The organism is Fodinicola feengrottensis (genome assembly GCF_039530045.1).
GTDB classification, from domain to species: domain Bacteria; phylum Actinomycetota; class Actinomycetes; order Mycobacteriales; family HKI-0501; genus Fodinicola; species Fodinicola feengrottensis.
Genome location: NZ_BAAANY010000045.1, coordinates 60,467 through 86,304, shown reverse-complemented (window position 1 = coordinate 86,304; position 25,838 = coordinate 60,467). Strand labels below are relative to the sequence as shown.

Below are 25,838 nucleotides of genomic sequence, written 5' to 3'. Positions count from 1 at the left end.
TCAGGCTCTGGTTGGCGAAACGGGTTCGGTCGGCAAATACGACGTGCCCTGCAGCTCGGCCCGCAGCCGCGGGGTGAGGATCTGGCCGACCTGCTCCACCAGCAGGGCCATCTCGTACGCGACCTGGCCGATGTCGCAGTTCGGCGTGGCCAGCACCGCGAGGCAGGACCCCTCGCCAATCGCCATCAACATGAGCAGGCCGCGGTCCATCTGGACGACCGTTTCCCGGACCCCGCCGGCGTCGAAACACCGAGCCGCGCCCTGGGCCAGGCTGAGCAGCCCGGCGGCGGCCGCCGCCAACTGGTCGGCGCGGTCCTGCGGTAGCCGCGCCGACGCGGTCAGCAGCAACCCGTCGGTGGAGACGACGACCGCGTGCGCGGCACCCGGCACCCGCTCGGTGAAGGTGGTGACCAACCAGCCGAACTGGGCGATGGGCGAATCACTCCCGGTCATCCACTCTCCCGTCCTGCCCCGTCCACTGTGGTGTCAGTACTACCAGCCGCGCCCACCGACCGGGCCTGCCGCACGCCGCGTTGGTAGCTGGCGAATTGGTCACGTACCCGCTCGGCGCTCTGCCGGGCGATCGGCGCGACCTTCGCGGGAGGCTCGGCGGGGACCACCGCGGCCGGTGCCGGGGAGGACGCGGTGCCTGGTACGAGCATCGCTCGCGGCACCCGTTTGGGCAGCCCAGCGGCGGTCACCTTGGTGGGTTTGCCGGCCAGCGCCCGGGTGACCGCGGCGATGTCGGCGTCCGCGGCCGTGGTCCACGACTGGGTGGCCTTCTGCGGAGTTTTCTCGTCTTCTTCGGCGAACCAGCCGGTCTGCATCTGGTTGAAGATCGGGGTGCCCTCCGGCGGCCCGGCGACCTGGTCGGCGGCCGGCGGCGGGGCGATCAGGATCTCGCCGGTGTGCTCGGCGTTGGTCGCCCACTCCGGCGCGAGGCCGGCGACCTCCTCGACCGCGGCCGCCGCGGCCGCGATGGCCGGCGAGATCGCCGAGATCGCCGAGCCGTTGACCGGGGCCGGCGAGACCTGCTCGGGGCCGACCGGCGGCGGCACCGTCCGAGGTGCCTTGGCGAGCCGCCGCGGCCGCCGTTTGGGCAGGCTGGCCAGCAAATCGGCGCGGTGGCCGCCGTTGAGCACCTTCTGCCGCGGCGACGGCCGCCACTCGTCCGCCGGGCCGGCGTGCTGGGCTTCGCTCTCCGGCTGCAGCAGCGCCGCCGGCAGCGTGATGGTCGCTCGTACGCCGCCGAGCTCCTCGCCGGAGTGCAGCAGCACCCGCACGCCGTGCCGGCGGGCAAGCCGGCCGACCACGAACAAGCCCATCCGGCGGGACGTGCTCGGCTCCATCTCGGCGGTCGACGACAGCTGCGCGTTGGAAGCCTCGACCTGTTCCTGCGGCATGCCAATGCCGTGGTCGAGGATGTCCAGCGACACCCCGCCAGCGCGGGCCGGATAGCAGCTGACGGTGACCTGGGTGCTCGGCGGGGAGAACGCGGTGGCGTTGTCCAGCAGCTCGGCGACCAGGCGTACGACATCACCGACCGCATAGCCGGCGACGGCCAGCGCGGCCGGCGGCCCGACCACCACCCGCTGGTAGTGCTCGATCTCCGAGACCGCCGCGCGCAACACGTCCTGTAGCCCGACCGGACGGGTGAACTGCCTGGTCACGTCCGTACCGGAGAGCACCATCAGGTTCTCGTTGTTGCGCCGCATCCGGGTGGCCAGGTGGTCCAGCTGGAACAGGATCGACAGCTGGTCCGGGTCGTCCTCGTCCTGCTCCAGCTGCTCGATCAGGGCCAGCTGGCGCTGTACGAGCGTCTCACTGCGGCGGGACAGGTTGACGAAGATCTCCGCGTAGTTGCCCCGCAGCCGGGTCTGCTCGACCGCCAGCCGCAACGCCTGCGCGTGCACCGCGTCGAAAGCGGCGCCGAGCTGGCCGATCTCGTCCGGCCCGGCGACCAACGCGACCATGGTGTCCACCCGGCGGCCGGCCCGCAGGTCGGCCACCGCGGCCGGCAACCGGCGGGCGGCCACATCGTCGGCCCGCCGGCGCAACGCGCCCAGCGAGCGGACCAGCTGGCGAGCGATCGCGATCATCACGCTGGCCGCTATCAGCAACGCCACGAAGAGGATCACCGACGCGAGCCCGGCCGCGTTGCTGGCGTTTTCGCGTAGCTGCGCGACTTGGGCTTGCAGCTGCCGGGTCAACGTGATCGCGAGCCCGTTGAGCGCCATCGCGGTCTGATCGGAAGCGCCGTTCCACCCGGCCGGCACAGTCGGCTCAGCGCCAAGCACCTCTACTTTTAGCTGCTCACGACTGCGGGCCGCCGACGCACCCATCGCGTTCTGATAGAGAGCCGCGTCGGCCGGGCTCGCGCTGGCCAGGAAATCGGCGGCCCGTACGGCCATCCGGGCATCCGAGGCGCGCACCAGGTCCCGTTGGGCGGCGGTGATCGTCCCGCTCGTACCGGCCAGCACGGCCCGCTGCACCGCGACTTCCTCCTGCACCGCCCGCAGGTCGAAAAGCGCCAGCGCGGCCGCGCTGAGCCGCGGGTCGGCCAACCCAGCGGCCAACTCCTGGTCAAAAAGCCGCAGCGGCCCGATGAGCCGCGAATATCCGTCGACGACCTGCGCCGCCGGCTCGGCGGACGTACGTAGGGACGACAGCCCGGACAACGCCGAAATGGCCGTCGGACGCAGCCCGGCCGGCAGTGGCCCGGCGGCGGATAACCGCTGGGAGAGGGCCTTGTTGGCACTGTCGGTGACGCGGTAGTACGGCTCCATGCCAGCGCCGCGAGTGCCAGCCGCGATCTCGGTGGCCGCGGCCGTACGCTCCTGTTGCAGGCCAGCAACGACATCGCCCAGCGCGGCGGTGACGGCGACGAGTTTCTGCGTTCGGGCGTACTCACTCGTCTTCGCGACCGCGCCCTGGATCTGCACCCCGCCGAGCGTGAACAGGAAGAGCAGCGGCACGCCGATAACGGCGACCAGCTTGGTGGTCAGCCGCCAGTCCCGCCAGCGGGTCAACCCGGCGCGGCGGGGACGCTCGTACGCGCTGTCGTCCATCGACCTATTGCCCGTCCGGTCGGGTGCAGCCCGCTCGTCCAGCCATCCCGACCCCCTTCGCGGTCACTCCCCCGCGGGAATCCGTGGTGGCGGGCCGAAATCCTGGGCGGTTCACCGCCCGATGGGCGCGGTGCACAAACCCGCCGGGCTCAGCGTTGGCCACACCCAGACCAATCACGTTCACCGCTTACCGTTTACTGCCGTAACTTTTCTTGCCAAACGCCGAACACCGGGACAATCTTTTGGGGAATACACCCTGCTAGGATCCCCGCGAGTGGAGGCAACTTTACACCACCGGCACAGTTGTTCCGCACCCTGCGAACAGCGAGGAATTAATAGTCGGTGGCGACGATGGCCAACGACCCGGAAATGAACTATACGCGTCCCTTTCATGAGTGGCGCGCATAAACGGCACCGCTTGATGGACCTTGACAACAGGGTGTCGAACCACCGGCCGGGAGGGACGAATGTCACAGCCACCGTACGGGCAGCCGCCGACGATGCCGTTGCATAATTCCCCAGCCGGCGCCTTCGGACAGGCTCTTTCCGAACACAGCCTTTCTGACCACCATCTCTCTGAACACGGTCTCTCTGAACACACTGGCGCGCTGTCCGGGCTGCCGCTGGATCAACAGCCAGATTATCTGGCCATCCAGGCCAGCCCGGAGTTCGCCGACCTGCGCCGCCGGCTGCGCCGGTTCGTGTTCCCGATGACCGTGGTGTTCCTCGGCTGGTATCTCGCCTTCGTGCTGCTCGCCGCGTACGCGCACAGCTTCATGAGCTACCGGCTCTATGGCACCATCACGGTCGGCTTGGTGCTCGGCGCTCTGCAGTTCGTGTCGACGCTGGTGATCACCACCTGGTACGTCCGGTTCGCCCGCCGGCGGATCGACCCGCGGGTCACCGAGATCCGCCGGCAGGCCGGTTTGGAGGCGGAGTGACAGGAAATCCCCTCATCAATACGGCGGTTTTCGTGGCATTCCTGCTTGTCACGCTTTTCGTCGTTTACCGGGCCGGCAACCGGAACAGCACCACGGTCGACTACTACGCGGCCGGCCGCGGCCTGAGCGGCCCACAGAACGGGCTGGCGATGGCCGGCGACTACCTGTCCGCGGCCTCGTTCCTGGGCATCGCCGGCGCGATCGCCATCAACGGCTACGACGGTTTCCTCTATTCCATCGGCTTCCTGGTGGCGTGGCTGGTCAACCTGCTGTTGGTCGGGGAACTGCTGCGCAACACCGGCCGGTTCACGATGGGTGACGTGCTGAGCTTCCGGATGCGCCAACGCCCGGTCCGAGCCGCCGCGGCCACTTCCACGCTGGCTATCTCGTTTTTCTATATGGTCGCGCAAATGGCCGGCGCCGGCGGTTTGGTGGCATTGCTGCTCAACGTACACACCAGATGGGGCCAGGCGCTGGTGATCATCGGCGTCGGGCTGGTGATGATCTTCTACGTACTGGTCGGCGGGATGCGCGGGACCACTTTCGTACAGATCATCAAAGCCGCGTTGCTGATGCTGACGATCACCCTGATCACCGTCTTCCTGTTGGGAAAGTTCGGTTTCAGCATCTCGGCGATCATGGAACAGGCGGCCGCGCACAACCCGAAAGGCACGGCGATCCTCAGCCCTGGGGTGGAATACGGCAAAACCGACCTGAGCAAACTGGATTTCGTGTCGCTTTCACTGGCTTTGGTCCTCGGCGTGGCCGGTCTCCCGCACATTCTGATGCGGTTCTACACCGTGCCCAACGCCCGCGAAGCCCGCCGATCGGTGGTGTGGGCGACCTGGACGATGTCCATTTTCTACCTGGCCACGCTGATAGTCGGCTTCGGTGCGGCCGCTTTGGTCGGCACCGACGCGATCCTCGCCGCCCCCGGCGGACAGAACTCGGCCGCGCCACTGCTCGCATTACACATTGGCGGCACCGTGCTGCTGGCCGTCGTCGCGGCCGTCGCCTTCGCCACCATCCTGGCTGTTGTCGCCGGCCTCACGCTGGCCGCGTCGGCGTCTTTTGCCCACGATGTATACGCAAACATCATCGCCCGAGGCCGGGCCCGCCCCGGCGCCGAAATCCGGGTAGCCCGCATCTCCGCGGTGGTTTTCGGCCTGCTGTCCATCGCCGGCGGCATCCTCGCGAACGGCCAGAACGTCGCCTTCCTGGTGGCACTGGCCTTCGCCTTCGCCGCGTCCGCGAACCTGTCGACGATCCTCTACACGCTGTTCTGGAAACGTTTCAACACCAGCGGCACGCTCTGGGGAATCTACAGTGGACTGATCTCGTGCTTCGCGCTCGTCGTGCTCTCCCCGACCGTTTCCGGCTCCCCCATGTCCATTTTCCCGCACCTGCATTTCGCATACTTCCCGCTGACAAACCCCGGCATTGTCTCCATTCCAGTGTCGTTCCTTTTCGCTTTCCTGGGCACCGTCATTTCGCGCGGCCACTCCGAACCCCGCCGACAGGCCGAAATGGAAGTCCGCTCCCTCACCGGCATCGGCTCGTAGCACTCTTTCGGCGCCGAGTGCGGGACTTTGTCCCACGCTCGGCGCCGAAAGTGGGACTTTGTCCCGCGCTCAGAGCTCCGGCTGGCTCGCCGGCGAGAGCAGCTCGCGCAGCGCACCCGGCTCGGTGAGCGGAAGGTCGCAGACAAAACCCCGGCACGGGTAGGCGGCCGGCTGGCCCCCGACGAGCGGCCGGTCAGCCAGCAGCGGCACTCCCGGCGCGTCCGGCTCGCCAAAAACCACCACCGCGCCCGGCGAACCCGCCGCCCACGCGGCTCGACGCAGCTCGCTCGTACCGTCCGGATCCCCCGCGACGGCAACCTGATACGGCCCCGCCAACGCGGCCTCGGCCACCGCGAGCGCCCAGCCGGCGAACCGGGGCGCCCGCGCCATCACGGTCGACAGCCGGTTGAGCCCGGCCTCGGCGGCCTCCCGATGCCGGGACGACCCCGTCAGCGCCGCGTACGTGAGCAGGGCCTCGCAGGCCAGCGACATCCCGGACGGCGTCGCGCCATCGGTCATCTCCGCCGGCCGTACGACCAACGCCTCCGCATCGTCGGCGGTGTCAAAGAAGCCACCCTCGCCGTCCGCGAAATGATCCAGCACGATGCCCAGCAGCTGTTCGGCGCGGGACAACCAGTGCAGCGACCCAGTTGCTTGATGCAGCAACAAAAACGCCTCAGCCAATGCCGCGTAGTCCTCCAGCACTCCGGCCGGCGCCCCCACCACGCCATGCCGCGACGCCCGCCGCAGCCGGCCGTCAACGAAATGCAGGTGCCAGATCAGGTCGCCGGCCGAGGCCGCCAAGTCCACAGTGGACGGACTGCCGCGAAGCACGCCGTACTCGACCAAAGCGGTGATAGCCAACCCGTTCCAGGACGCCACCACCTTGTCGTCCATCGCCGGCTGCGGCCGTACTGCCCGTGCCGCCCACAGCTGCTGCTGGATTTCCGCCCAACGGTCCACATCGTCCGGATCCGTCCGCAACTGCAGCACACTGGAGCCGTGTTCGAACGTTCCTTCCTTCGTCACCGAGAGCAGATCCGCGGCCCACTTTCCGTTGTCAGGGCCAAGAACCTCGACGAGCTGATCGGGTGTCCAGGCGTACGTCAAGCCCTCGACACCGTCGGTGTCAGCGTCCAGCGACGCCGCGAACGCGCCCTCTGCCGTCTTCACATCCGTCAGCAGGAAGGCAACCGTCTCGTCCGCGACCCGCTGCGCCAACGGCGACCCGGTCCGCTGCCAGAGGTGCGTGTACGCGCGGAGCAGCAAAGCGTTGTCGTACAACATCTTCTCGAAATGCGGCACAGTCCAGGTGGCATCCACCGAGTAGCGAGCGAAACCGCCGGCCAACTGGTCGTACATACCGCCCCGGGCCATCGCCTCGGCCGTACCCTCCACCATGGACAGTGCGACCGCGGAGCCAGTCCGATGATGGTGCCGAAGCAGGAACTCCAACACCGACGACGGCGGAAACTTGGGCGCCCCACCAAAACCACCGCGCGCCGCATCGTAATCCTTGTGCAGAACGGCAATGCAGCCGTCCACCAGCTCCGCACTGAGCGGCCCACCGGCCGGCAGCCGGCTCCCCAACGCCTGGACAACCTCCGCGCTCTGCTTCAGCACCGCGTCCCGCCTGTTCTGCCAGGCGTCCGCGACCGCGGACACGAGCCGCGCGAAGTTGGCGGGCGGAAAATACGTCCCGCAGAAGAAGGGCTGACCGTCCGGAGTGGCGAACACCGTCATCGGCCACCCACCCTGCCCGGTCATCGCCTGCGTGGCCTCCATGTAGACCGCGTCGACGTCCGGTCGCTCCTCCCGGTCAACCTTGATCGGCACACAGTTCTCGTTGACCAACGCGGCGATCTCCGCGTTCTCAAACGACTCATGCGCCATCACATGACACCAATGACAGGCCGCGTACCCGACCGAGACCAACACCGGCACGTCGCGCCGGCGGGCCTCCTCAAAAGCCGCATCTGACCACTCCCACCACTCCACCGGGTTGTCCGCATGCTGGAGCAGATAGGGCGACGTCGCACTCCCTAACCGATTCACCCCACCATCGTCACACGCAACGTGCCCCCAGCAGTGCCGTACCCGCCATCTGCCGCTGTGACTCATCTCCGACCCACGGCTACTGCGCTTCCACGAACTCCTAGCCGTCGCAAGCGTCGCTCGATGCACTGAGCTCCGCTCAGGTGAGCCACCGGCTCAGTACTGCGCTCCAGCCTGGCCGACTATTCAGGTCGTCGTGCGACCACCTTGCTTGACCCGGGAGGCATACGACCCGGACGCGCCGATTCCCGCTGGGGCATAGTTGAAAACACCAGACTGGAGCCCGATCTGTGATTCCAGCAGCCAGCATCACCTCTTGGGTAACTTGTCGTCCCTTGGCCTAACCGCGTCGCGATTTGCGTTCTGAGGCCCAACGTTCTCGCCCGCAAAGACTTGAACGCGCGCGCTCTATGTTTCGTTGAGGTTATTGTGAAAGTATGCATTTCCTGATTGCCCGTACGTGATCAAACTGTCGGTGCCAGCGGTAGAATTAACAGCATGGCCGCCGGCGACGACACCACCACTCCAGAACTCTGGAGGTGTGACCCGGACGAGCTCGGTGAGCTGCTGCAGGAGAAAGAAAAAGCGGTCCGGCTGCTGCAGGTCGAGGTGTTGGACATTGTCGCGGCGATCCACCGGGGAAATGTCGGCAAGACGCTCGGGCACCGCAACACCCTGGGGATGCTGCAGGATCTCCTGCGGCTGTCTCCCACGGAGGCGTCCCGGCGCTACAAGCGGGCCCTGAACCTGTGCCCCAGTCAAGCCCTGACCGGTGAAACGCTCGCGCCCACACTCAGTATCGCGAGTGAGGCGATGCGCCGTGGTGAGCTCGCGGACTCCCAAATCGACACGATTGTTGGGGTCGTGACCAGGCTCCCGGCCAGGGTAAACATCAAAGACCGTGAAGAAGCCGAAGCTTCCCTGGTGGAACACGCGAAACGGTACACCGCACCAGGCCTAGCCAAAGTAGGGCGACGCATCCACGACCACCTGGACCCCGACGGACCAGCGCCCTCCGAACACGAAAACGAGACACCACGCCGCGAACTATCCCTCCACACCGGCACAGACGGACGCCTGAACTTCACCGGCTCCTTCGACGGCGAAACCGGCACGCTCTTCAGTGAAATCCTCAGTCCACTGGCCAAACCTCGCCCCGCTGAGAACGGCACCCCTGATCAGCGGTCAGTGTCTGAGCGCAACGGGGACGCGCTCGCGGAAGCCCTGAATCTGATCGCGGACTCCGGGAAACTCCCCATCCAGGGCGCCGAGCGGCCGCATCTCACCATCACCATAAGCTGGGACATGCTGCGCGAGCGGCTCGGTGTCGCTTATCCGTACAGTGGTGCACCGATTTCCCCAGAAGGCGTCCGCCGGCTGGCGTGTGACGCGGACATTATCCCGATGGTGCTGGGCAGCGACAGCGTGCCCCTGGATGTCGGGCGCAACGAACGACTCATCACACCAGCCCTACGCAAAGCCCTGATAGCGCGAGACAAAGGCTGCGCCAGGTGCGGCCGACCACCCCGCTGGACGAGGGGGCACCACGTGCAGCACTGGGCGGACGGTGGGGCTACTTTCCTTGAAAACTGCGTGCTCCTGTGCGATCGCTGCCATCGGCTCGTCCACCACGGCGGCTGGGACGTACGCATTGTTGACGGAATTGTTGAATTCCTTCCGCCCGCGTACGTTGACCGCGAACGAAGACCCATCCGCGGGATTAACCAGCTCGCCGCATAGGAAAATCCACCCGGCCGCCGGGCACCACCACACCCGGCGGCCCACAACCCTGCCCTACCGCTTGCCAAAAAAATGCCACCTGCCTGATGAGTAGGATGTTGGCGAACGTACGGAAGAGAGCGCCAACCATGATCCTGCCGCCAGTTCGAGACCCGCGCTTCGTGACGGTCCGCCGCGGTGGGACCTTGACGGATTCGGATCACCATCTACTCGCCCTTTGGGCGACCTCATGCGCTGAGCACGTCCTGGAACTATTCGAGTCCCCTCACCCTGGGGATCCACGGCCGCGCCAGGCCATTGAGCATGCCCGCGCCTGGGTGCGTGGCGAGGTCAAGATGATGGAGTCTCGCGCGGCCGGCGGTCATGCCATGGGGGCAGCGCGGGACAAGCGAGGAGCGGCACGGTACGCCGCGTACGCTGCTGGTCAGGCTGGCGCCGTGGCGCATGTCGCCGCCCACGAACTCGGTGCGGCCGCCTATGCGATCAAGGCCGCACGGGCTGCTGCGCCGAAAGACGAGGCCGGGGCTGCGGGTCGACTCGAATGCCAATGGCAGCGTGACCAGCTTCCGGAGGCGATTCGCGAGCTCGTCATCGACGACCAGCGGTTGCGAAACAGCATCTGTTGGTCAGTCTTCGACTGCTGAGCCGCAGATTCTCCGTGTTTCGGCATGAGGCTACTGAACTGCGCCCGATTGGGTGAGCAGGGTTTGATACCAGTCGCTCCAGGGGTTGTTGGTGGCTGGGTAGTTGGCGATCGGGTTGGTGGCGAGGGTGGCTGAATCGAAGTCCCAGCCGCGGACGATGTGGCCGGACTGGCGGGCGGCGATGATGAAGGCGGACTCGGTGGCAGGGGCCGCGTAGAAGAGTGCGCCTTCTTGCAGAAGTGCACTGTCGCCTTTCTGGAATTCGTCAAAAGCCGTTTGCTGGTAACGAATCCGGGTCGACGGCTGGCGGTCTGTCGCGTACCGCAGGGTTTGTACGGGAGCGGCGCCGTCGGCGCCGGTGGAGACAGTGATGTGGGCTGTGCCACGGATCGAGGTGGACTTGTCGAAGGCGGCATCGGATGTCTTCGCGTTTCCGGTCCAGGCGACTGTTCCCGAGCCGGTGTCCAGCACGCCGTTCCAGTCCCAGTTCTGGCTGTTGGACTGGCTGCGATGAATTTCCCGCACCGTGGTGCCGGCGGGGTTGGTAAAGGCGACGGTGGGCAGTACGCCACTGTCGTACTTGTGGCTGGCGGACCAGGTAATCTCGCCGTCGGCGCCCAAATGGCCGACGTGGTACCAAAGTGTGCTCGCGGTCTCCGACTGATGGACTTCGACGAGCCAACCGTTGTCGTTAAGCGCAACCGCAGGTGTCGTCCCACTGTCGTAGTGTCCATGCCGCAACCACGTGACGGTCCCGTCGGCACCGTACGTGCCGGTCCAGTACCAAAGGCCGCCACCGCCGGAATCGTGCACCTCAACGATTTGGCCGTGACCGTTCAGCGCGACGGCCGGGTGATAGCCGAGGTCGCGATGGTATTCGCTGCGGCTGGTCGGATCACCGGACAACAACGTCAGTACGCGACCGCGCAAAGCGTCGACCGTCGGTTGGCCGGCCGGATAGTCCTTGGCTTTAAGCAAACTTGAACCGAACGCCGTTTCGAGCTCCTGGTTGAGCGCGGTCAGGTTGCCGGCCGCGTACGACACGTTGTCGGTCAGGTCGTCCTTGAGATCGAGCATGACCACCAGCGGCGCGTGTGTCGGATGTGCGTTCGACCAACCGGCCACCACATTCAGCCAGTCCCGCAAAAGATTCGACGCCGGATTGCCAGCATGGTCGACCGCGTCGCCGGCACTGTTGTGCCCGATGGAATAGTCGTGGTCGGTGGCGTAGTCGTTGTCCTGGATGTCGAATTCGACAAATCGTACGCCATGATCCAACTGGTAAACGATGGAATTCTTGGCGCCGTCCACATTCCCGGAATAACTGTTGTGGGTCGCTAGAAACACCGCGGAGGTGAAGGGCTGGCTGGCGGCCGCCGCTGGCCCTGGCATGCCGCCAACCACGAGGGACACCGCCAGCGCAAGACCCAGTGCGGCAGACTTGCGAACACTCGAAAACGTCATCGCCGATCCCCAGGCTCGATGTCGATCGAATCCCCGACACTGTCTCACACAACCTGTTTTGTGACGGCAAAATCAGACATCGCGGGATCGGTCAACCCTGCGGGGACGTCCGAATCCGGCCTATCGGTTCGAGTGGTCGCGCTCGCGCAGGCGGGCGAGCAACTTGCGTACGAGCGTGTGCACCCGGCTCTCGCCGCGGCCGAACGCGGCGAGGTCTTCCAGCCAGGGCGGCAGAACCCGGTCGCGAGAGGTCATACCAGCAGAGTAGTGCATCTTTAGCCTGGCCAGAGCGCCTTCTCTATCGGCATCCGCCGACGGCCCCACGTCCCTATTATGGGCGACGGAGGGACAGTGCGATGACAATCTTGATCCGTGCACGTGACGTGCCGGCCCGGCAACGCCACGACGCCTGGCGGAGCGTGGCCGCGGACATGCTTGGCCCGTTGGACGTGTACGTCGACCCGGACGTGCCACTGCGCGGCGAGATCCACGCGGACACGCTCGGTCCGCTGCGGGTCGGCCGCATCCAGACCACCACGCCACACGGCGTCAGACGGACCGCCGGTCAGGTCGGCCGGGACAGCCGCGAGCTTTACCGGGCGGTGCTGGCGATTTCCGGCAGCCCCCGGCTCCGGCAGGACGGACGCGCCTCGCAACTGCGCAGCGGCGATTTCGCGATTTACGACTTCGCCCGGCCGTACGAGCTGGCCTACGACTCAACCGTACGACTCGCGGTTTTCAGCTTTCCGCGGGAAATGCTGGCGCTGCCGGCGGGTTCGGTTCGCGAGCTCACCGCGGTGCCGATCACCGCCGAAGGGACCGGCGCGCTGGTGGCGCCCCTGCTGCGCCGGGTCGCCGCCGACGTGGAGACCTACCAGCCCGCCAGCGCGGCCCGACTGTCGACGGTGGTGATGGACCTGATCACCACCGCTGTCGCCGAGCGGATCGACCGCATCGACGCGGTGTCGGCGCAAACGCAACAGCGGACGATGTTCGTACGCGTCAACGCCTTCATCGAAGAACATCTGGCCGAAACCGATCTCACGCCCGGTCTGATCGCGGCCGCCCATCACGTGTCTTTACGTTACCTGCACCGACTTTTCGAGCCCCAGCACACCACTGTGGCGGCTTGGATTCGACATCGGCGGCTGGAGAAATGTCGCCACGACCTGGCGGACCCGGCTTTGCACACCCTGCCTGTCAGTGCGATCGCGGCCCGCTGGGGGCTGCCGGATCCAGCGCATTTCAGCCGGCTTTTCCATCGTACGTACGGATTGCCACCGGTCGAATACCGGCACCGCTGCCTCCTGCCGACGGCCTCGGTGGGCGTGCACGGATAGTCAAGAGGCTGGCACCGGAAACCAAGACCGGACGGGTACGCGCCGCGCAGACTGTCGCCAACAACGAAAGGAGTCCGCGATGGCCGCGACACTGTTCGTCAACCTCCCGGTCGAGGATCTGGACCGGTCCAAGGCCTTTTTCACCGCCCTCAGCTTCGATTTCTTCGGCGCGACCGAGGACATGGCATCGGTCATCATCAGCGAGCGCACCCAGGTGATGCTGCTGAAGAAGCCACTTTTCAGCTCGTTCATCGCAAATGACATCGCCGACCCGGCCAAGAGCACGCAGGTAATGCTCGCGCTGGGCCTCGAGGACCGCGCACAGGTGGACGGGCTGGTCGACAAGGCGCTCGCGGCCGGCGCCACCCCGATCGGCGAGGCCCGGGACGAAGGTGGCCGTTATCAGCGTGCCTTCCGGGATCTGGACGGCCACCACTGGGAAGCCCTCTGCCTGGTTCGTCCCACCGACTGAAAAGAATGCCGATGACAGCCATGGTGACCTCAGCGGACGGCACCAGGATCGGGTACGACCGGACCGGCGACGGTCCGGCGATCGTGCTGGTTCATGGTGCCTTCACTGACAAAACGCATCCCACCCTGGCGACCGTGGCGGCCGCGCTGGCGCCCTGGTTCAGGGTGTTCAACTACGACCGGCGCGGTCGCGGCGAAAGCGGCGACACTCGCCCGTACGCGGTCGAACGCGAAGTCGAGGACCTCGCTGCCGTCATCGCGGCGGCCGGCGGGTCGGCGATGGTGTTCGGCGGGTCCAGCGGATCCGGTCTGGTGCTCCAGGCGGCTTTCGGTGGCCTCCCGATCACCCGGCTGGCGCTCTGGGAGCCGCCCTATCACGTCGACGAAACCGCGCCGCCCCTGTCGCCCGATTTCGCGGATCGGCTGGGAAAGCTGGTCGACAGCGGCCGGGCAGGGGACGCGGTGGCGATGTTCATGACCGAAGCGGCGCAGGTCCCCACCGAGCTGGTCGCCATCATGCGGGCCGACCCGTCGTGGCTGGCCAGCGAAACCATCGCGCACACGCTGGCGTACGAGGCCGCCGTGATGGGACCGGGCAACGCCCTGCCGGCCGAGCGGCTCGCGACGGTGACCCAGCCGACGCTGGTCCTCACCGGCGGCGCCAGCCCGGCATGGATGGTCAATGCCGGAAAGGCAGTAGCCGCAACGATTCCCGGCGCGGCGCACCGAGTGCTGGAGCACCAGACGCACAATGTCGACCCGGCCGCACTCGTACCAGAGCTGCTCGAATTCTTTGTCACCGCGGAAAACGGTCAGCCGGCCTGAACTGTTCGGTGGCGCAGTGGCGAAAACAGCGCGATCGCGGTAGCCAGCGCCATTGCGCCACCGCTGACCAACAAAGTGACCCGGGCACTGGCGACCGAGCCGAGCACACCGCCGAGCAGCGCACCGAGCGTTTGGGTGCCGTAGACCAGAAATCGCCAGGTGGCATTCGCGCGCGAGAGCAGTTCCGGGGCGATCAACGCCTGCCGGAAAGTTTGCTGGTTGACCCCGTAAAGTGACGGGCCGGCACCGCGGAAAAGCTGTGAGGCCAAGACAAGAACAACGAAAGGCCCCGCCACCAACAAGCCAGCCGCGGCCGCGACGCCCAGCCCGGTGATGAAAGCCCGGCCGGGGCCGATCCGTCGGGTGATCGGCGTTGCCAGCAGGGCGCCCAAAATCCCGGCACCACCGGCGATCGCGATGACCACGCCTACAAGCCCCGGCGGAAAATCGAGAGTTCGTACGAGATAAAACACCAACACCACATTCTGCATCTGACCAGCCAGCGCGCCGACCGTGGCGGCGATGGTCACCGCGCGAATGGTCCGGTGCCCGAAGACCGCCCGCAGTCCTTCGAAGACGCCCACCCACAGATTTTTGGGCCGTACGCTCGAAGCACCGCCCGCCACTTGAATGCGCGCTTTGGTCAGACCGGCCACCAGGAAAGAGACCGCGTCCACCGCGATCGCGATCGGTGCGGTCAACAACACCACCAGCAACCCGCCGACGGCCGAACCGGCCGTGTTGACGCTCGCGTTGCTGACCATCAAAGCACTGTTGGCCGGCAGCAGATCGTCACGGGAAACCAGCGCTGGGGTGAAGGACTGAGCAGTCACTGTCTCGAAGAGATTAGCAGCGCCAGTAAGCAAAACGACGATATAGAGATGCCAAAGGCGCAGCGCGCCGAACAGGGCGAGCACCGGAATCGAGCCGACCAGCAGCGCCTGCGCCAAGTCCGCCAGCACCAGGACGCGCCGGTACGGAAGTCGGTCCACCCACACGCCCGCCGGCAGTCCCAGCACGAGCTGCGGGGCAAATGCGAGCGCGCCGAGAACGCCCAGCTGAGCCGGTGCCGCGTGCAGGTAGACAACGGCGGTCAGCGGAAGGGCCACCGCGGTCACGCTGGATCCCAGCAGCGAGACGGAATTCCCGACGAACAGCCGGCGAAAGTCCGGATAGCGCGCCAGCACCGACAGCCGCCAGAAAGTCATTCCCCGACGCTACTTCGGTGTCACGCCAATCCCCGGGCAATGATGGGAGTGCAGTCGACACCGAGGAGAACCGATGAGCGGCCGTCAGCCGTTGATGCACGAGCTGTCGGTGTGCGTACGCGCGCCGACCGTGACACTTTCCGCTCTGGACGGCCAGATCGGGCCGCCCGACGACGTGGAGAATGGGCACGGCGTCCTACACGCGGACGTACGCGTCCTGTCCGGTGCGTCCGTCACCGTCGACGGCGTCGCCGCCGAGTCGTTGGCCGGAGGTGCCACCGGGACCGGCACCGCTGCGTTCGTCGGGCTGCTGCGACACCTCGGCGACGGCGTCCGGCTGGAGCGTCGGCGGGAGGTCACCGCGACCGGGATGCGGGAGCGGTTCGCGCTGGTCAACCATGGTGCCGCGACGGTGACCGCGACCGTACGACTGCACCTTGCCGCCGACGGGGTGCCGATATCGACCATCCGGGCGGGCCGCCGCGGGCCCCTGTTGGGCATGGCGGTCGACGGAGTGGCGTTCCGGTGGCGTACGGACAGCGGGGTCGACGTACGGGCGACCGCCGAAGGCGGGGCGCGGGTGCAGGCGCCGGGAGTGCTGGCGTGGACGGTCGCCGTACCAGCCGGGCAGAGCCGCGAGATGAGTTGGGAGCTGCGGTGCGCGGACCGCGGCGCGGTGGTGGCGGCGGCACCGGAGCGGCCGTCCTGGTCGGTGCCCGTGGTCACCGCCGACGACCGGCGGTTGGCGGCCTGGGTCGCGGGTGCGCTGCGCGACCTGGACGAGCTGCGGATGACGTCGGCGGACGACGTGTTCATCGCCGCCGGCGCGCCCTGGTTCTTCACTCTTTTCGGCCGGGACAGCCTGATCACCGCCCGGATGCTGCTGCCGCTGGGCACCGAGGTGGCGGCCGGCACCCTGCGCGCGCTGGCTGCCCGCCAGGGCCGCCGGGTCGACCCGGACTCGGCTGAGGAGCCCGGCAAGATCCTGCACGAACTGCGGCGCGAACCGGTGGCCTACAGCACTGGGTTGGTGCTGCCGGCGGTCTACTACGGCACAGTCGACGCCACCTGCCTCTGGGTGACGCTGCTCAACGACGCCTGGCGGTGGGGCATGCCGGCCGAGCAGGTCGCCGACCTGTTGCCGGCCGCGGTCGCGGCGCTGGAGTGGATCGGCGGGCACGCTGGATTCCTGCGCTACCAGGACACTTCCGGGCACGGTCTCGCGAACCAGGGGTGGAAGGACTCCGGCGACGCGATCCGGTTCGCCGACGGCAGTTTCGCCACCGGGCCGATGGCGTTGTGCGAGGTGCAGGCGTACGCGTACGACGCGGCGATCCGAGGCGCCGAGTTGCTGGACGCCTTCGGTCAGCCCGGCGGCGACCGCTGGCAGCGGTGGGCCGGCGAGCTTCGCACCGCGTTCCGGGAGAAGTTCTGGGTGACCGACGCGTACGGGCCGTTCCCGGCGGTCGCGCTGGACGGCACCGATCGACCGGTCGACACGGTGACCAGCAACATCGGCCACCTGCTCGGCACGGGGCTGCTGACCGAGGCCGAGTCGGCGCTGGTGGCCGCCCGGCTGGGCGGACCGGCGATGAACTCCGGCTATGGCCTACGTACGCTCGCCGCCGACTCGGTCGCGTACGCGCCGGACAGCTACCACCGCGGGTCGGTGTGGGCGCACGACACCGCGATCGCGATCAGCGGCCTGGTCGCCGACGGGCATTTCGAAGTCGCCGCGTCGCTCATCGACGGCCTGCTGGCGGCCGCCGCCAACTTCGGTTACCGGATGCCCGAGCTGCACGCCGGCGACCAGGCGGGCGACCTGCCGGCCGCTGTCCCGTACGCGACGGCCTGCCGGCCGCAGGCCTGGTCGGCGGCCTCCGCGGTGGCGGTGCTGACCGCGGTCCTGGGGCTGCGCGTGCACGTGCCGGCGAAGCGGGTGGAGCTGCGGCCGATGCGGCCCAGCCCGGTCGGCGCCGTCACCGCCACCGGTCTACGGGTAGCCGGTCGTACGTTCGGCGCCGCCATCGACGCGTCCGGCTCTCCTTCCAGCTAGCCGCTGAACTGCGGTTCCGTACGGGGGTTAGGTCTGGGATCTGGGATCTGGGTCTAGGGCGAAGGTCAAGGTCTGCCCTGCGGGCGGCGCCTCTAGGAAGAACGGAGTTTGGGTGCGGGCGGTGCGTTGGGTGGGTGGTTGGGCTGCTTGTTCTCCCCGTCGGCGCCCAAGGGCAGCACATTTCCTGGCCCGGCGGCGGAGCTTGGGTGGGTGGTTGCGTTTGGTTCGCCGCCGCCGGGTCAGGAAATGTGCAGGGCTGCGCCCGCCGACGGGGAGAACAAGCAGCCCACACTCGCGAAAAGCACATCCCCTCACCCCACTTCATCGACCCTCACGCGACCCCCACTCATCCGTCGACTTCGCTACTCCACGCCACCATCGTGCCGGATTTGGCTACTCTCCGCGACATCCTTTGTTGATCTTGGTTAGTTTGCCTACCCAAACCAGACATTTCAGTCCGATGTCCGTTTTGGGTAGGCCAACTAACCAAGATCAACAACTCTCGTCCCGAAGAGTGGGACGGGCACGCCGCAGGGACCCCATCAGTCCCAGCTGTCACAGGTTGGGGGTCGAGTGCGGTACAAAAGCCTGCACTCGACGTCGAGTGGTGGATAAAGTCCCGCACTCGACGACAAGCACCCCGGCAAACGACTCGGGAAACCGGACAAATAGGGCACAGAACTAACCAACGTCATCACCAGCAGCGCGAGGTGTCCGGTCTCCCCGTCGGCGGGCGCAGCCCTGCACATTTCCTGGCCCGGCGGCGGGGCACCCAGGCCGGGGCACGGCACCCAAGCTCCGCCGCCGGGCCAGGAAATGTGCTGCCCTTGGGCGCCGACGGGGAGAACGGACCACCGCAACCCCGCACCCAAACGCCACGCCACGCCACGCAGCCAAACAAGCCAACCCGGGATCCACCCTCCCCCGAGGCAACCGCCGCTCTTGACCTTGACCTTCGCCCCTGACCTTCGCCCCTGACCTTCGCCCTTGACCTTCGCCCTGGCCGTCGCCCCTGACCTGCGATCTCGCCCCTGACCTGCGATCTCGCCCCTGACCTGCGATCTCGACCTTGACCTTCGACCTCGAGCTTCGACCTCGCTGGCCGAGAATCAGTGGCCGGAGGCCGCGGAGGCGCCGGAGAGGCCGTCGGCGGCTTCTTCGACGAGCGCGGTGGCGGCGTCGATGGACATCGGCGGATAAAGGCCGTAGCCCTGGCCGCCGGTGCAGCCCAGCGCCTCCAGCTCGGCGCGCTGCTCGGGCGTCTCGATGCCCTCGGCGATGACCCGCAGGCCCAGGCTGGACGCGAGCGCGATGGTGCTGTTCACGATCGCGGACGCCTCGACGGAGTGGTGCATCGCCTTCACGAACGACTGGTCGATCTTGACTTCATCCACGCGTACGCGCGCCAGGAACGTCAGCGACGAATAGCCGGTGCCGAAGTCGTCGACAGCGATCTGTACGCCGATCGAGCGCAGGCCGTCCAGGACCTCCTCGACCACTTCCAGCTCGCTCATGATCACCGTCTCGGTGATCTCCAGCACCAGCTTGCTCGCCGGGATCCGGTATTTGCGCAGCATCCGGTCGATGTCGCCGGGCAGCGTACGGTCCAACAGGCTGCGGGCCGACAGGTTGACCGCGATCGGTACGTCCAAGTCGCCGGTGTGCCAGCTGCCAATGACCGAAAGCGCCTCGTCCAGCACCCACTGGGTGAACGGGTGGATCAGCTCGCTGCGCTCGATGATCGGGATGAACTCGCTCGGCCCGAGCAGCCCGCGCCGCGGGTGCCGCCAGCGGACCAGCGCCTCGGCGCCGATCGGCAGATCGGTGGCCAGGTCGATCAGCGGCTGCAGCTCTAGGAACAGCTGGTCGTCCTGGGTCAGTGCGTAGCGCAGCTCGGCGGCCAACGACAGCCGGTCGAGCCGGCCGCCGTCCCGTTCCGGTGAGTACGTGACGAGGTTGCGGCCGCTGCTCTTCGCCTCGTACATGGCGATGTCGGCGCGCCGCAGCAGCTCGGTGTGTGGGCAGCCGTCGGCCACCTCGGTGACGGCGAGCCCGACCCGGACCTCGACGGTCAGCGTGACGCCCTCGACCACGATCGGTTCGGCCAGCGCGCCCTGCAGCGCGCCAGCGCGCTCGATGGCCGCGTGCGCGGCCACCTCCGGGTCGACCTCGGGGGCCATCAGCAGCGCGAACTTGTCGCTGTCCAGGCGGCCCAGCTGCTCGCCGAGTGCCAGCCCGTCGCTCATCCGCTCGGCTACCCGTACGAGCAGGGCGTCGCCGGCAGAGTGCCCGAGCGTGTCGTTGACCTCCTTGAAGTGCGAGAGGTCGAACAGCAGCAGCGCGAAGGCCGCTTCCGGACTGTCGTTCACCGGGTGCGTACGCCGGAGGTCGATCAGATCCAGCAGCCGGCTCCGGTTGATCAGGCCGGTGAGCGTGTCGTGCGAAGCCTCATAGCGGGTACGGTCCGCGAGCTCGCGGATCTGCTGGTGCGCACTCGCGTTCGCCAGCGCGGCGGCCACCGCGTCGGCGAAGGTCGACAGCGCCAGCCGGTCCCGCTCGCCGAGGTCCACCTGGCTGCGGAAACACAGCCGCAACTCGCCGACCACCTCGCCGTCGTGGGCCAGCGTGGACGGCACCACCAGCGGCTCGGACCGCAGCAGCGCGCCGGGCGCGCCGCGCCACCGGGAGCCGCGCCGGTCGCCGCGGGTCAGCCGCCACTGCGGCGGCGCGTACGCGGAATCGATCTCGACCACGTCGGCGGCGAACATCTCGGCCGCGCCGGAGATGGCCGCGTCGATGACCTGGTCCTGGTCCAGCTGGTTGAGCGCCCTGGTCGCGGCGGCGAGCTGATGCCACGTACGGCGTTCCACCCGCGTCCGGGTGCGGCCGAGATGGCCCTGGTGGACGAGCCAGAGCACCGGCGGGATGGCCAGCAGGCACCACGGTTGCAGCTTGCCGATCTCCAACACGCCGATCGAGACGGCCGCGTTGCCCAGCAGCACCACCAGCGAGATGGGCCGGCCGGTCGCGAACACCTTCAGCGGCGGGATCTGCTGCGCGAGACCGATAGCGACGGCTATAAGGACCGCGTTGACCAGCCAGCTGACCGCGGCCGCGGCGGCCAACAACGGCAGCACGCCGACCTCGACCGGCCCTCCCGGCACCCCGCCGGCCAACCGGAAAACCGACACGCCAGCGGTGGTCGCGATGATCAGGACAGACGCGTTGACGATGGCCTTGATCGGCGGCCGACGCCGGGCCAGGTCGGCCAGGCCCATCCCGAGCCCGGCCGCCAGCACCACCCAGCCGCCGCCGACCAGGGCCAGCGCGATGATGAGAGCGGCCTCACTCCAGTCCGAGATCAGCCGGTGGCTGCCGAACCGGAGCGGCACGTTGATCCAGTGACACCCGAGGAAAAGACCGAAAGCCACCGCGACTTTTGGCCACTCCTGTACGGGGTCAGCGGCAGCTTGGCTGGCCGCGAGGGCAAGCAGCCCTCCGGCCAGCACAGCAACACCAGCGACATAAAGCCGCAGTGGCTGCGCGCCGGTCACCCCAGCCGCAGCACCCACCCTGCCACCCCCCAGCCTGCCGATCCCCGTGCAGGTCGAAAGCAGGTCACGACGATCTCGTCTAGCCCTTCCATTGGGCTAAACGCCACTGCCATACGACCCCAGCGCCACTAAGGTCGCGGGCACGACGTGTCCGCCTGACGTCCGTCGAGGATGTCAGACACAGCGACGAGAAACTAGTCATTGACATAACTAAATGCCTAGCCCCAGTTGTCTCCGCGCTCCATCGAAATCACCCCCTTTCGCGAATCAGGGGGAGTTTTCTAGTGCCAGCACGCAGAGCATCGGGGGCTCAATGCGCCCTGGAGTCCTCTTCGTCGGAATTAATGTCCGAACTGTCCGGTTTTTTCGTGGAACTCTCGGCGTCTTTCGACTCTTTGACGGATTGTTCATCAAAACTGGTGGGCAGTCGCTTAATCCGCATATTCATGTTCCGAATCAGCAGAACAGTGGCAATAAGCAGCAGAAGAATGATGAACAGCCCGAGCGGGCCCGCCACTCCGCCGGGCACGTCGTCACCGAAATTGTTGGCGGCCAACACGTCTTGAGTGAAGGTGACGGCACTACTCGCGAGGACACTTACCACAACTGCCATGAACTCAGCCAATCCCTGGAGACCGCGGCAACTCTAACGTACGCGATTTGCTTACGTTCGACGGCCTTTTGACTCACAAATTGTTTAGACGTGCACACTCTCCGTAATTCCAGCGAACAGGTCGTCCTCCGGAATCCCAGTGTCCACCAGCGAACGGGCCAACTCATAGTCCTCGGTCGGCCAGGCTTTTCGCTGTACGTCCAGGGGGGTCTGGAACCACCGGCCGGTCGGGTCGACCTGAGTGGCGTGCGCGCGCAGCGCGTCGTCGCGAATGCCGAAATAGTCAGCGCAGGGCACCTGGGTGGTCACCCGCAGTGCGGCCTTGTCTTCCTCGTGGTTCTCCGACCACTTTTGAAGCCACTCTTCATAAGGCGACTCAAGGCCGGCGGCGACCGTCTCGGCGTGCAACGCCTCGATCCGCTTCCGGCTGAAACCCATCTGGTAATAGAGCTTCAGCGGCTGCCACGGCTCACCGAACTCCTGGTAACGCTCGGGGTCACCGGCCGCTTCGAAAGCCTCCACCGAGACCTGGTGGCACATGATGTGATCGGGGTGCGGATAGCCGCCGTTCTCGTCGTACGTGGTGACCACGTGCGGACGGAACTCGCGGATCAGCCGTACCAGCGGGGCGGTGGCCACCTCCAGCGGCTGCAGCGCGAAGCAGTCCTCCGGCAGCGGCGGCAGCGGGTCGCCCTCGGGCAGCCCGGAGTCCACGAACCCCAGCCAGGCCTGCTCGACGCCGAGGATCTCCCGGGCCGCCTCCATCTCCTTGCGGCGGATCTCGCTCAAGTGCTCCCACACCTCGGGCCGATCCATCGCCGGGTTCAGTACGCTGCCGCGCTCACCGCCGGTGCAGGTGGCGACCATGACGCGCACCCCTTCGCGGACGTACCTGGCCATGGTGGCCGCGCCCTTGCTGGACTCGTCGTCGGGATGGGCGTGTACGGCCATCAGACGCAACTGTTCGGACACGCGGTCGTGCTCCTCGGTTTCTACCGGACGAAGGAGCCATGCGGGCGTACCACATGGCAGCGGGGCGGACTCAATTGTCCCTCGCTCGCCCAGTGCCAGAGCGCGCAGGCCCGATGGTCCGAGACCAACCGGAAAGTAACGCCCCGCACACGCCCGCCGCACGGTAGCGTGTTATGCCTGCAAACCGGCGCCAACCAACGAGCCATCAGCATGGCCCGCGAGGTTCTGACGCCCGGCAGTGCGACCGCCACCGATGGTAACGTCGGTGATTCGTCTTATCCGCCCATCGAGGAGCTAGCCGTGTCCACGACCGACCCCAAGGCCCATGCAACCTGGCTCACCCAGGAGGCGTTCGACCGCCTGAAGGCCGAGCTCGACGGACTGATAGCGAACCGCACCGCGGTGGCCGCCGAGATCAACGAGCGGCGCGAAGAGGGCGACCTGAAGGAGAACGGCGGCTACCACGCGGCCCGCGAGGAACAGGGCAAGCAGGAAGGCCGGATCCGCGAGCTCAACGAGCTGCTGCGGACCGCCGAAGTGCACCGGGCTCCGGACAAGGTCGACAAGGTCGAGCTCGGCGTCGTGGTGAGCATCCACTTCGACGGCGACAAGGACGACACCGAGACCTTCCTGCTCGGGTCCCGCGAGATCGCCAAGACGACGACGCTGACCGTTTACTCTCCGGAGTCGGCCCTGGGTTCCGCGATCACCGGCCACCGGACCGGCGACACGGTCAAATACACCACTCCCACCGGGGCTGAGATCAAGGTCACGATCGACAAGATCGCGCCCTTCACGGGGTAGCGTCTGCGAAAGTTTGCCGGGCTCAGCGTCGAGTTCGTCCCCACCGACATTCTCTACTGCCGTGGGAGCCGTCGTGTCCAAGATCGATGACCTGCTCGTCAACGCCGCCCGCTACGCGGACACTTTCGACAAGGGTGACCTGCCGCGCCACCCGTCACTGGGTGTCGCGGTGGTCACCTGCATGGACGCCCGCATCAACCTCTACTCGCTGCTCGGCCTGGCCGAGGGCGAGGCGAACGCCATCCGAAACGGCGGCGGGGTGGTGACCGACGACGTGCTGCGTACGCTCGCGATCAGCCAACGGCTGCTCGGCACCACCGAGGTGATGCTGATCCACCACACCGGCTGCGGCATGCTGTCGATCACCGACGACGGTTTCGCGCGCTCGCTGGAGGCCGCTACCGGACGGCGTCCACGCTGGTCAGCCAATGCCTTCAGCGACCTGGACGCGGACGTACGAGAGTCGATCGCCCGAGTCATGGACGACCCCTTCCTGCCGCACAAGGACGCGGTCCGCGGCTTCGTCTACGAGGTCGAAACCGGCAAGCTTCGCGAGGTAACCCGATAACTGCCGGTTCGTGTCGCCGGCCATAAAGGCCTGTGTAACTGTGCCCGGCCGGGCACACTCAACCTTCGTGAAGACGAATCCCCGCCCCGCGGCGGTCCTGCTCGCGTTGGTGTTGCTCGCGACACTCCCGGGATGCTCGCTGTTCGGCGACTCCGCGCCGGTCGCGGCGGCGAAGGCGTTCCTGACCGCCTGGGGCGCCGGGAAGTACGACGACGCGGCCGCCCAGACCGACGGCGGGTCCGGCGCCGAGGACGTACTCACCGCCGCGGCCACCGGGCTCGGCGCCCGCGCGTCGATCAAGATCGGCTCGGTCACCGAAAAGGACGGCGTGGCCACCGCGCAGTACACCGTGACGTGGCCGCTGGTCGGCGGCGCGCACCCGTGGTCGTACGCGAACACCCTGCACACCGCCAAGTCCGGCGACAACGACCGGGTGCACTGGACACCCGCGGTCGTCCAGCCCACCCTCGGCGCCCAGCAGCGGCTGCAGGTGAACACGACCCTGCCGCCGCGGTCTGCGCTGTCCGACCGAACCGGCAGCCCGCTGTTCGCCGAACTCCCGGTGGTGGAGGTCGGCCTGGAGCCGCAGCACGTGACGGATGTGACCGGCGAGGCGAACACGCTGGCCTCCGCGCTGCAGCCGGAGGGAGTGGTGGCCGCCGACATTGTCAAGGACGTACAGAAGGCCAAGCCGACCGACTTCGTGCCGGTGATCACCCTCCGGCAGGACCGCTACAACCAGGTGAAGTCGCAGATCTACGACCTGCCGGGCGCGGTGTTCCACACCGCGCAGCGAACGCTCGCGGTGGACAAGACCTTCGCGCCGGCGCTGCTGGGCAAGGTCGGCGCGCCGACCGCCGAGGTACTCACCGAGAACCACCTCGGCAAGACCACCGGCGACATCGGCATCTCCGGGCTGCAGCGTGCACTCAACGGCCAGCTCACCGGCACTCCCAGCACCACCGTCGCCCGCATTGACAGCAGCGGCAACGCGCAGACCCTGACTTCCTTCGGCGGCAAGCCCGGCAGCCCGGTCAAGCTCACCCTCGACCCGAAGGTCCAGAAAGCGGCTCAGTCGGCGCTGGGCGGCGTCACGCTCGCGGCCAGCATCGTCGCGCTGCGGCCGTCCACCGGCGAGATCCTCGCCGTCGCGCAGACCAGCGCGCTGTCGTACGACATCGGGCTGAACGGCGCGTACCCGGCCGGCTCGACCTTCAAGATGATCACCGCGGGTGCGCTACTGGAGGCCGGTGGCGTCACCGAGAACTCCAGCGTGGCCTGCCCGGGCTCGCTGTCCATCGGCGGCAAGAAGTTCATCAACGAGAACTCCTTCGACCTCGGCCAAGTTCCCCTGCGAACCGCGTTCGCGCAGTCGTGTAACACGACTTTCGGTGGCCTCGGCTCAAAACTGCCGACCACCGCGTTCACAACCGCCGCCAAGCAGTTCGGCATCGGGGCCGGCTGGGACCTGCCGGGCTCCACCTTCTCCGGCTCGCTGCCCACCCCGGCGAACACCACCGAGCAGGGCGCCGACGCGATCGGCCAGGGCAAGGTGCAGGTCAGTCCGCTCACCATGGCGCTGGTCGCCGGCGCGATCCAGCGCGGCAGCCTGCCGACGCCGTCCCTGATCGTCGGCCAGCCCGGCACCCCGAAAACCGCCCCGCCCGCCATCCCGGCGAACATCATCGGCCCGCTGCGCGACATGACCCGCGCGGTGGTCACCGACGGCACCGCGAAGGCGCTGCGTGATGTTTCCGGACTGGGCGGGAAAACCGGCACGGCGGAATACGGCACGGACACCCCGCCGCGTACGCATTCCTGGTTCGCCGGCTATCACGGTGACCTCGCGTTCGCGGTGTTCGTCTACGACGGCGCGACCAACTCCCAACAGGCCGCGGTGCCGCTCGCCGGCAAGTTCATCGCCGCCCTCGGCTGACCCCCGGTCGTGACAAT

At 67.4% G+C, this 25,838-nt stretch carries 20 protein-coding genes; 11 read left to right on the top strand and 9 right to left on the bottom strand.

The window, feature by feature from the left end:
* Both ABD301_RS40450 and ABD301_RS40445 read right to left on the bottom strand, forming a co-directional pair.
* Entirely contained in the window at positions 1-453 is a 453-nt protein-coding gene (locus tag ABD301_RS40450; RefSeq protein ID WP_163573104.1) for a roadblock/LC7 domain-containing protein, read from the bottom strand.
* The gene (locus ABD301_RS40445) at positions 450-3,068 is read right to left on the bottom strand and encodes a sensor histidine kinase (protein WP_344315325.1); all 2,619 of its coding nucleotides are present in this window, start codon (positions 3,066-3,068) and stop codon (positions 450-452) included. Before ABD301_RS40445 ends, ABD301_RS40450 begins: the two co-directional genes overlap by 4 nt.
* A 608-nt stretch (positions 3,069-3,676) precedes the next feature.
* On the opposite strand from ABD301_RS40445, the gene ABD301_RS40440 reads away from it, so the two are divergent.
* Both ABD301_RS40440 and ABD301_RS40435 read left to right on the top strand, forming a co-directional pair.
* Positions 3,677-4,009 carry a DUF485 domain-containing protein gene (locus ABD301_RS40440; protein WP_279582903.1) on the top strand — a complete coding sequence of 111 codons (333 nt, stop codon included), beginning with the start codon at positions 3,677-3,679 and terminating at the stop codon, positions 4,007-4,009.
* Positions 4,006-5,571, top strand: a complete 1,566-nt coding sequence (locus tag ABD301_RS40435) for a solute symporter family protein (protein WP_344315324.1) — start codon at positions 4,006-4,008, stop codon at positions 5,569-5,571. The genes ABD301_RS40440 and ABD301_RS40435 overlap by 4 nt, the downstream gene beginning before the upstream one ends.
* Positions 5,572-5,640: 69 nt before the next feature.
* Here ABD301_RS40435 and ABD301_RS40430 read toward each other — a convergent pair whose 3' ends face one another.
* Entirely contained in the window at positions 5,641-7,692 is a 2,052-nt protein-coding gene (locus ABD301_RS40430; RefSeq protein ID WP_425552024.1) for a thioredoxin domain-containing protein, read from the bottom strand.
* Between the two features lie 432 nt (positions 7,693-8,124).
* Between ABD301_RS40430 and ABD301_RS40425 the strand changes: the two genes are divergently transcribed.
* Both ABD301_RS40425 and ABD301_RS40420 read left to right on the top strand, forming a co-directional pair.
* Entirely contained in the window at positions 8,125-9,366 is a 1,242-nt protein-coding gene (locus tag ABD301_RS40425) for an HNH endonuclease (protein ID WP_344315321.1), read from the top strand.
* Positions 9,367-9,494: 128 nt separating this feature from the next.
* Positions 9,495-10,010 carry a putative immunity protein gene (locus ABD301_RS40420; protein WP_344315319.1) on the top strand — a complete coding sequence of 172 codons (516 nt, stop codon included), beginning with the start codon at positions 9,495-9,497 and terminating at the stop codon, positions 10,008-10,010.
* A gap of 30 nt (positions 10,011-10,040) precedes the next feature.
* On the opposite strand, the gene ABD301_RS40415 is transcribed toward ABD301_RS40420, so the two are convergent.
* Together ABD301_RS40415 and ABD301_RS40410 are read right to left on the bottom strand one after the other, a co-directional pair.
* Entirely contained in the window at positions 10,041-11,474 is a 1,434-nt protein-coding gene (locus ABD301_RS40415; protein ID WP_344315317.1) for a PI-PLC domain-containing protein, read from the bottom strand.
* A gap of 120 nt (positions 11,475-11,594) precedes the next feature.
* Positions 11,595-11,729: a hypothetical protein gene (locus ABD301_RS40410; RefSeq protein ID WP_279582900.1), complete on the bottom strand. Its 135-nt coding sequence runs from the start codon at positions 11,727-11,729 to the stop codon at positions 11,595-11,597.
* 101 nt (positions 11,730-11,830) lie between these two features.
* On the opposite strand from ABD301_RS40410, the gene ABD301_RS40405 reads away from it, so the two are divergent.
* The 3 genes from ABD301_RS40405 (at position 11,831) to ABD301_RS40395 (ending at position 14,110) form a co-directional block, all read left to right on the top strand.
* Positions 11,831-12,814 (top strand): AraC-like ligand-binding domain-containing protein, encoded by a 984-nt coding sequence (locus ABD301_RS40405; RefSeq protein ID WP_344315316.1) that lies wholly within the window; start codon positions 11,831-11,833, stop codon positions 12,812-12,814.
* A 79-nt stretch (positions 12,815-12,893) separates the two neighbouring features.
* A complete protein-coding gene (locus ABD301_RS40400) occupies positions 12,894-13,286 on the top strand; it encodes a VOC family protein (protein ID WP_344315315.1) in 393 nt (130 codons plus the stop codon).
* 11 nt (positions 13,287-13,297) lie between these two features.
* Positions 13,298-14,110: an alpha/beta fold hydrolase gene (locus tag ABD301_RS40395; protein WP_344315314.1), complete on the top strand. Its 813-nt coding sequence runs from the start codon at positions 13,298-13,300 to the stop codon at positions 14,108-14,110.
* Here ABD301_RS40395 and ABD301_RS40390 read toward each other — a convergent pair.
* Positions 14,098-15,318, bottom strand: a complete 1,221-nt coding sequence (locus tag ABD301_RS40390; protein WP_344315313.1) for an MFS transporter — start codon at positions 15,316-15,318, stop codon at positions 14,098-14,100. The genes ABD301_RS40395 and ABD301_RS40390 overlap by 13 nt on opposite strands.
* A 73-nt stretch (positions 15,319-15,391) precedes the next feature.
* Between ABD301_RS40390 and ABD301_RS40385 the strand changes: the two genes are divergently transcribed.
* Complete coding sequence (locus tag ABD301_RS40385; RefSeq protein WP_344315312.1) at positions 15,392-17,374, top strand: glycogen debranching N-terminal domain-containing protein; 1,983 nt, start codon at positions 15,392-15,394, stop codon at positions 17,372-17,374.
* A 1,109-nt stretch (positions 17,375-18,483) separates the two neighbouring features.
* Here ABD301_RS40385 and ABD301_RS40380 read toward each other — a convergent pair.
* From ABD301_RS40380 to mca, 3 genes are all read right to left on the bottom strand, one after another.
* Positions 18,484-20,946 (bottom strand): putative bifunctional diguanylate cyclase/phosphodiesterase, encoded by a 2,463-nt coding sequence (locus ABD301_RS40380; RefSeq protein WP_344315310.1) that lies wholly within the window; start codon positions 20,944-20,946, stop codon positions 18,484-18,486.
* Between the two features lie 292 nt (positions 20,947-21,238).
* Positions 21,239-21,541, bottom strand: a complete 303-nt coding sequence (locus ABD301_RS40375) for a hypothetical protein (RefSeq protein WP_344315308.1) — start codon at positions 21,539-21,541, stop codon at positions 21,239-21,241.
* Positions 21,542-21,625: 84 nt separating this feature from the next.
* Positions 21,626-22,492 (bottom strand): mycothiol conjugate amidase Mca, encoded by an 867-nt coding sequence (gene mca, locus ABD301_RS40370; RefSeq protein WP_344315334.1) that lies wholly within the window; start codon positions 22,490-22,492, stop codon positions 21,626-21,628.
* Positions 22,493-22,813: 321 nt separating this feature from the next.
* Here mca and greA point away from each other — a divergent pair, with 321 nt between their 5' ends.
* The 3 genes from greA to ABD301_RS40355 all read left to right on the top strand — a co-directional run bounded on the left by greA (position 22,814) and on the right by ABD301_RS40355 (position 25,821).
* Positions 22,814-23,317 carry a transcription elongation factor GreA gene (greA, locus tag ABD301_RS40365; protein WP_279582896.1) on the top strand — a complete coding sequence of 168 codons (504 nt, stop codon included), beginning with the start codon at positions 22,814-22,816 and terminating at the stop codon, positions 23,315-23,317.
* A 73-nt stretch (positions 23,318-23,390) separates the two neighbouring features.
* Positions 23,391-23,885 carry a beta-class carbonic anhydrase gene (locus tag ABD301_RS40360; RefSeq protein ID WP_344315306.1) on the top strand — a complete coding sequence of 165 codons (495 nt, stop codon included), beginning with the start codon at positions 23,391-23,393 and terminating at the stop codon, positions 23,883-23,885.
* 67 nt (positions 23,886-23,952) lie between these two features.
* A complete protein-coding gene (locus ABD301_RS40355) occupies positions 23,953-25,821 on the top strand; it encodes a penicillin-binding transpeptidase domain-containing protein (protein ID WP_344315305.1) in 1,869 nt (622 codons plus the stop codon).
* Positions 25,822-25,838: the final 17 nt, after the last annotated feature.

Bases quoted from the DNA above. Each gene is read 5' to 3' on its own strand.
- ABD301_RS40445 (WP_344315325.1), bottom strand. From the start codon at position 3,068: ATGGACGACAGCGCGTACGAGCGTCCCCGCCGCGCCGGGTTGACCCGC.
- ABD301_RS40400 (WP_344315315.1), top strand. From the start codon at position 12,894: ATGGCCGCGACACTGTTCGTCAACCTCCCGGTCGAGGATCTGGACCGG.
- ABD301_RS40430 (WP_425552024.1), bottom strand. From the start codon at position 7,692: ATGAGTCACAGCGGCAGATGGCGGGTACGGCACTGCTGGGGGCACGTT.
- ABD301_RS40410 (WP_279582900.1), bottom strand. From the start codon at position 11,729: ATGACCTCTCGCGACCGGGTTCTGCCGCCCTGGCTGGAAGACCTCGCC.
- ABD301_RS40395 (WP_344315314.1), top strand. From the start codon at position 13,298: ATGACAGCCATGGTGACCTCAGCGGACGGCACCAGGATCGGGTACGAC.
- ABD301_RS40390 (WP_344315313.1), bottom strand. From the start codon at position 15,318: ATGACTTTCTGGCGGCTGTCGGTGCTGGCGCGCTATCCGGACTTTCGC.
- ABD301_RS40405 (WP_344315316.1), top strand. From the start codon at position 11,831: ATGACAATCTTGATCCGTGCACGTGACGTGCCGGCCCGGCAACGCCAC.
- ABD301_RS40385 (WP_344315312.1), top strand. From the start codon at position 15,392: ATGAGCGGCCGTCAGCCGTTGATGCACGAGCTGTCGGTGTGCGTACGC.
- mca (WP_344315334.1), bottom strand. From the start codon at position 22,492: ATGGCCGTACACGCCCATCCCGACGACGAGTCCAGCAAGGGCGCGGCC.
- ABD301_RS40375 (WP_344315308.1), bottom strand. From the start codon at position 21,541: ATGGCAGTTGTGGTAAGTGTCCTCGCGAGTAGTGCCGTCACCTTCACT.
- ABD301_RS40450 (WP_163573104.1), bottom strand. From the start codon at position 453: ATGACCGGGAGTGATTCGCCCATCGCCCAGTTCGGCTGGTTGGTCACC.
- ABD301_RS40425 (WP_344315321.1), top strand. From the start codon at position 8,125: ATGGCCGCCGGCGACGACACCACCACTCCAGAACTCTGGAGGTGTGAC.
- ABD301_RS40420 (WP_344315319.1), top strand. From the start codon at position 9,495: ATGATCCTGCCGCCAGTTCGAGACCCGCGCTTCGTGACGGTCCGCCGC.
- ABD301_RS40415 (WP_344315317.1), bottom strand. From the start codon at position 11,474: ATGACGTTTTCGAGTGTTCGCAAGTCTGCCGCACTGGGTCTTGCGCTG.